This is a genomic window from Burkholderia sp. ABCPW 14, assembly GCF_001523835.1.
Lineage (GTDB): Bacteria > Pseudomonadota > Gammaproteobacteria > Burkholderiales > Burkholderiaceae > Burkholderia > Burkholderia mayonis.
Genome location: NZ_LOVS01000154.1, coordinates 21,279 through 27,693, shown reverse-complemented (window position 1 = coordinate 27,693; position 6,415 = coordinate 21,279). Strand labels below are relative to the sequence as shown.

Here is a 6,415-nt window from a genome sequence, read left to right as displayed (position 1 = left end):
AAAGGCTTGGGGGCAATGGATCGAGCAAGCCCGGCAAAGCGGGATTGCCGCGCTGCAACTGTTTGCCCAGCGCTTGCAGGGTTACTGGCACGGCATCCTGGCCCGCTGCCGCCATCCGCTCAATACCCGCGTCGTCGAAGGCATCAACAACACCATCAAGGTCATCAAGCGTCGCGCTTACGGGTACCGCGACGAGGAATATTTCTTCCTCAAAATCCGCGCCGCGTTCCCCGGAATTCCTCGATGAACCAAATATTTCCGTATGCGAAATGAAAGCACGGACGTTTGCCGATTTTCGATAACACGTCAATTAATGACTCACTAGCATCGATTCTCAGTTGCGGGGCGGGCCTATCTCGGCGCCGGGCTCCGCCGCCTTCGAGGAGAGATTCATGCAGACAGAGTCGAATGGCCGTCCCGGCGCGGGCGGCAAGGCAGCGAAGCCGGCGCTGCAGCAAACCCTCGGCACGTGGCAGTTGTGGGGCATCGCGGTCGGTCTCGTGATCTCCGGCGAATACTTCGGCTGGAGCTATGGCTGGGCGAGCGCGGGCACGCTCGGCTTCGTCATCACAGCGCTGTTCGTCGCGGCGATGTACACGACTTTCATCTTCAGCTTCACCGAGCTCACGACATCGATCCCGCACGCGGGCGGCCCGTTCGCGTATGCGCGGCGCGCGTTCGGCCCGGCGGGCGGCTATCTCGCTGGCGTCGCGACGCTCGTCGAGTTCGTGTTCGCGCCGCCCGCGATCGCGCTCGCGATCGGCGCGTACCTGCACGTGCAGTTTCCGGGGCTCGAGCCAAAGCACGCGGCGATGGGCGCGTATCTCGTGTTCATGGCGCTCAACATCGTCGGCGTGCAGATCGCCGCGACGTTCGAGCTCGTCGTCACGCTGCTCGCGATCTTCGAGCTGCTCGTGTTCATGGGCGTCGTGTCGCCGGGCTTCGCGTGGAGCAACTTCGTGAAGGGCGGCTGGTCCGGCGTGGATCACTTCAGCGTTGGTTCGTTCCACGGGATGTTCGCGGCGATTCCGTTCGCGATCTGGTTCTTCCTCGCGATCGAGGGCGTCGCGATGGCGGCGGAGGAAGCGAAGAACCCGAAGCGCTCGATCCCGATCGCGTACGTCGCCGGCATCCTGATGCTCGTCGCGCTCGCGATCGGCGTGATGGTGTTCGCGGGCGGCGCGGGCGACTGGACCAAGCTCGCGAACATCAACGATCCGCTGCCGCAGGCGATGAAGTACATCGTCGGCGCGAACAGCGGCTGGATGCACATGCTCGTGTGGCTCGGTCTGTTCGGCCTCGTCGCGTCGTTCCACGGGATCATCCTCGGCTATTCGCGCCAGATCTTCGCGCTCGCTCGCGAAGGCTATCTGCCCGAATGGCTCGCGAAGGTGCATCCGCGCTTCAAGACGCCTTATCGCGCGATTCTCGCGGGCGGCGTGGTCGGCATCGTCGCGATCTACAGCGACGAGCTGATCCAGTTCGGCGGCCAGACGCTCACCGCGAACATCGTGACGATGTCCGTATTCGGCGCTATCGTGATGTACATCGTCAGCATGGCCGCGCTCTTCAAGCTGCGCCGCGTGCAGCCGAGGATGGAGCGCCCGTTCCGCGCGCCGCTGTATCCGTTCTTCCCGGCGTTCGCGCTCGTCGCGGCGATCGTGTGCCTTTGCACGATGGTGTACTTCAACGCGCTCGTCGCGTCGATCTTCGTCGCGTTCGTCGCGCTCGGGTATGGCTATTTCCTCGCGACGCGCTCGCAGCGCGCGGCCGCGCCCGCCGACGCGCTGCTCGAGGAGTAGGAAGCGTGCGCCGCGCGCCGGAGGGCGGCGCGCGGCCGTTACGACAAGGAGTCCAGATGCGATATACGGAGACGATCGGTTCGCGCACCTACCGCTTCGCGGACCTGAAGACGCTGCTCGCGAAGGCGAGTCCTTTGCGTTCCGGCGACCAGCTCGCGGGCGTCGCGGCCGCGACCGAGGAAGAGCGCGTCGCGGCGAAGATGGCGCTCGCGAGCGTGCCGCTCGCCGCATTCCTCAACGAGGCGGTGATCCCTTACGAAGACGACGAGGTCACGCGCCTCGTCGTCGATACGCATTCGCGCGACGCATTCGCCGAGATCTCGCACCTGACGGTGGGCGATTTCCGCAACTGGCTGCTGTCGAGCGCCGCCGATTCGGCCGCGCTCGAGCGGATCGCGCCGGGACTCACGCCGGAGATGGTCGCGGCGGTGTCGAAGCTGATGCGCAACCAGGATCTGATCGCGGCCGCGAGAAAGCGCCGCGTCGTCACGCGCTTCCGGAACACGGTCGGGCTGCCGGGACGGATGTCGGTGCGGCTGCAGCCGAACCATCCGACCGACGACGTGAAAGGGATCGCCGCATCGATGCTCGACGGCCTGATGTACGGCTGCGGCGACGCGATGATCGGCATCAATCCGGCGACCGACAGCCTCGCCGCGATCACGAAGCTGCTCGCGATGATCGACGCGTTCCGCGAGCGCTACCGCGTGCCGACGCAGTCGTGCGTGCTTACGCACGTGACGAACACGATCGCGGCGATCGAGAAGGGCGCGCCCGTCGATCTCGTGTTCCAGTCGATCGCGGGCACCGAGAAGGCGAACGCGAGCTTCGGCATTTCACTCGCGCTGCTCGCCGAAGCGCGCGAGGCGGCGCTGGCGCTCAAGCGCGGCACGGTCGGCAACAACCTGATGTACTTCGAGACGGGCCAGGGCAGCGCGCTGTCGGCGAACGCGCATCACGGCGTCGATCAGCAAACCTGCGAGGTGCGCGCTTACGCGGTCGCGCGCGCGTACGAGCCGTTTCTCGTCAATACGGTGGTCGGTTTCATCGGCCCCGAATATCTGTACGACGGCAAGCAGATCATTCGCGCGGGGCTCGAGGATCACTTCTGCGGCAAGCTGCTCGGCGTGCCGATGGGCTGCGACATCTGCTACACGAACCATGCGCAAGCCGACCAGGACGACATGGACAACCTGCTGACGCTGCTCGGCGCCGCGGGCATCAACTTCATCATGGGCATTCCGGGCGCGGACGACGTGATGCTCAACTACCAGAGCACGTCGTTTCACGATCAGCTCTACGTGCGCGAGGTGCTCGGCCTGCGCCGCGCGCCCGAGTTCGAGGAATGGTTGGAGACGATGGAGATCGCCGATGCGCACGGCGCGCTGCGCGCTGCGTCGGCGCGCGTGCCGCTCCTCGCCGGCGCGAACGACTGGATGGGGTTTTCCGCATGAGCGACGCGGTCGAAAAAAACCCGTGGGGGCAGCTCAAGACGTTCACGAACGCGCGGATCGCGCTCGGACGCGCGGGCAACAGCTTGCCGACCGCGCCGCTGCTTGCGTTCAACCTGTCGCACGCGCAGGCGCGCGATGCCGTTCACCAGCCGCTCGACGCCGACGCGCTGCGGCGCGAGATCGAAGCGGCCGGTCTGCCGACGCTCGGCGTGCAGAGCGCCGCGCCGGATCGGCAGCATTACCTGCGCCGGCCGGACCTCGGCCGCAAGCTGTCCGACGACGGCCGCGCGCTGCTCGCCGGCTACGGCGCGGCGCTCGACGCCGCGCCCGATGTCGTGTTCGTCGTCGGCGACGGGCTGTCGGCGTTCGCGGCCGCGAAGCAGGCGCTGCCGCTCCTGAATGCGGTGCGGCCGAAGCTCGACGGCTGGCGGATCGGGCCTGTCGTCGTCGCGCGGCAGGCGCGCGTCGCGCTCGGCGACGAGATCGGCGAGCTGCTCGGCGCGGGCCTCGTCGCGATGCTGATCGGCGAGCGGCCGGGTTTGAGCTCGCCCGACAGCCTCGGCGTGTATCTGACGTACGCGCCGAAGGTCGGCTGCCACGACGCGCAGCGCAACTGCATCTCGAACGTGCGTCCCGAAGGGCTGCCGCATGATGCGGCCGCGCACAAGCTGCACTATCTGATGACGCATGCGCGGCGGCTCGGGCTGACGGGCGTCGGGCTCAAGGACGACAGCGATGCGTTGTTGTCTTCGGCGGACGCGGCGCGGATCGCGGCGGAGTAGTTCGGCCGCCGCGCGGTGAAACGCGCTCGTGTGGCAGCGGCAGAAGGCGGTGCGGTTGCGCCCCGCGCGCCGAAGCGCCGGCCTCACCCCTCCGCGCTTGCCTCGGCTGCTGCCTCGACCGGCACATCCGCATGCCGCCGCTCGTGCTCGAGCAGCACCGCTTGCGCTCGATTCCGCCGCCGTAGCCCGTGAGCGATCCGTCCTTGCCGATGATCCGATGGCACGGCACGATGATCGAGATGCGGTTCGCGCCGTTCGCCGCGGCAACCGCGCGCACGGCGAGTGGGCGGCGGCACCCGCTCGGTAGCCGCGCACGCTGACGCTCGATCGCGAGTGCGGCTGAATCGATGCGACGATCGCCCGGCCGACTTGGTGTGAAGGCCGCGCGGCCAATGAATGATGCGACGACGATTGACGCGACGGCGGAAGGCGCGCGGCCGGCAGACGAGGCGGCGCGAGAGGCGGTTCTACGTCGCACTGCGCTGTGTCGCGCGCAACTAGTGCCGCGATGCGTTGCGACGATTCGCGAGCCGCCCACCCGACCACCCGACCACCCGACCGCCCGACCGCCCGACCACCCGACCGCCCGACCACCCGACCGCCCGATTCGGCATCCCAGTCGCAAAAAAGCCCGGCGGATCCGCATCGGGACGCGAATCCACCGAGCCAGGCCAAGCCGCTCATGCGGCGCGCATCGGTCGCGCACCGCCCGCGCGAGATCAGAAGAACCCGAGCGGCTTCTCGCTGTAGCTGACGAGCAGATTCTTCGTCTGCTGGTAGTGATCGAGCATCATCTTGTGCGTCTCGCGGCCGATCCCCGACTGCTTGTAGCCGCCGAACGCCGCGTGCGCCGGATACGCGTGATAGCAGTTCGTCCACACGCGGCCCGCCTGGATGCCGCGGCCGACGCGGTATGCACGGTTGCCGTCGCGCGTCCAGACGCCCGCGCCCAGGCCGTACAGCGTGTCGTTCGCGATCTCGAGCGCTTCCTCCTCGGACTTGAACGTCGTCACCGCAAGCACCGGCCCGAAGATCTCTTCCTGGAAGATGCGCATCTTGTTGTGGCCGCGGAACACGGTCGGCTTCACGTAATAGCCTTCCGACAGTTCGCCGCCGAGCACGTTGCGCTCGCCGCCCGTCAGGCACTGCGCGCCTTCCTTGCGGCCGATGTCGATGTACGACAGGATCTTCTCGAGCTGCTCGGACGACGCCTGCGCGCCGATCATCGTCTGCGCGTCGAGCGGGTGGCCCTGCTTGATCGATTCGACGCGCTTGAGCGCGCGCTCCATGAAGCGCTCGTAGATGCTCTCCTCGACGAGCGCGCGCGACGGGCACGTGCAGACCTCGCCCTGGTTGAGCGCGAACATCGCGAAGCCTTCGAGCGCCTTGTCGAAGTAGCTGTCGTCGCGGTCCATCACGTCGGCGAAGAAGATGTTCGGGCTCTTGCCGCCGAGCTCGAGCGTGACGGGGATCAGGTTCTCGCTTGCGTACTGCATGATGAGGCGGCCCGTCGACGTCTCGCCCGTGAACGCGATCTTCGCGATCCGCTTGCTCGACGCGAGCGGCTTGCCCGCCTCGAGCCCGAAGCCGTTGACGATGTTCAGCACGCCGGGCGGCAGCAGATCCTGGATCAGCTCGGCGAACACGAGGATCGACGCGGGCGTCTGCTCGGCCGGCTTCAGCACGACGCAGTTGCCGGCCGCGATCGCGGGCGCGAGCTTCCACGCGGCCATCAGGAGCGGGAAGTTCCACGGGATGATCTGGCCGACGACGCCGAGCGGCTCGTGGAAGTGATAGGCGACCATGTCGCCGCCGATGTCGGCGATCGAGCCTTCCTGCGCGCGGATGCAGCCCGCGAAGTAGCGGAAGTGGTCGATCGCGAGCGGCACGTCGGCCGCGGTCGTCTCGCGCAGCGGCTTGCCGTTGTCGATCGTCTCCGCGACCGCGAGACGCGTGAGGTTCGCCTCCATCCGGTCGGCGATCTTGAGCAGCACGTTCGCGCGCTCGCCCGCGCTCGCTGCGGCCCAGCCGGCTTTCGCGGCGTGCGCGGCGTCGAGCGCGAGCTCGACGTCTGCTGCGCGCGAGCGAGGGATCGCGGTGAACGGCAGGCCGGTCACGGGCGAGACGTTGTCGAAATACTCGCCGCCGACCGGGGCGACCCATTCGCCGCCGATGAAATTCCCGTATTGCTTGCGGTACGGAAATTCGATGTTCAGGTGTTGCATGTCCGCGTGATTCATCGTTGCTCCTCGCATGTCGGTATCGGTGATGCGTCGCGCGACGTGCGCGACGGCCGTCGTTACGCCAAAACCGTGCCAGCCGGCCGCGCGACGGTGCATCGGGGCTTCGGCGAGGGATTCGCCGCGCGGGCGGCGCG

General features: G+C 67.5%; 6 protein-coding genes. 4 read left to right on the top strand and 2 right to left on the bottom strand.

Going from position 1 to position 6,415, the window contains the following annotated elements:
* The 4 genes from WS62_RS25440 to eutC form a co-directional block, all read left to right on the top strand.
* On the top strand, positions 1-247 hold a 247-nt coding region (locus WS62_RS25440; RefSeq protein WP_197422816.1), incomplete at its 5' end, for a transposase.
* A 145-nt stretch (positions 248-392) separates the two neighbouring features.
* Positions 393-1,802: an ethanolamine permease gene (eat, locus tag WS62_RS25435; RefSeq protein ID WP_066576793.1), complete on the top strand. Its 1,410-nt coding sequence runs from the start codon at positions 393-395 to the stop codon at positions 1,800-1,802.
* A 56-nt stretch (positions 1,803-1,858) separates the two neighbouring features.
* Positions 1,859-3,256, top strand: a complete 1,398-nt coding sequence (locus WS62_RS25430; protein WP_066576790.1) for an ethanolamine ammonia-lyase subunit EutB — start codon at positions 1,859-1,861, stop codon at positions 3,254-3,256.
* The gene (gene eutC / locus WS62_RS25425) at positions 3,253-4,038 is read left to right on the top strand and encodes an ethanolamine ammonia-lyase subunit EutC (protein ID WP_066576789.1); all 786 of its coding nucleotides are present in this window, start codon (positions 3,253-3,255) and stop codon (positions 4,036-4,038) included. Before WS62_RS25430 ends, eutC begins: the two co-directional genes overlap by 4 nt.
* Here the strand turns inward: eutC and WS62_RS39075 are convergent.
* Together WS62_RS39075 and adh are read right to left on the bottom strand one after the other, a co-directional pair.
* Positions 3,977-4,684: a methylated-DNA--[protein]-cysteine S-methyltransferase gene (locus tag WS62_RS39075; RefSeq protein ID WP_442855102.1), complete on the bottom strand. Its 708-nt coding sequence runs from the start codon at positions 4,682-4,684 to the stop codon at positions 3,977-3,979. The genes eutC and WS62_RS39075 overlap by 62 nt on opposite strands.
* Before the next feature lie 73 nt (positions 4,685-4,757).
* Positions 4,758-6,278: an aldehyde dehydrogenase gene (adh, locus tag WS62_RS25420; RefSeq protein WP_066576795.1), complete on the bottom strand. Its 1,521-nt coding sequence runs from the start codon at positions 6,276-6,278 to the stop codon at positions 4,758-4,760.
* Positions 6,279-6,415: the final 137 nt, after the last annotated feature.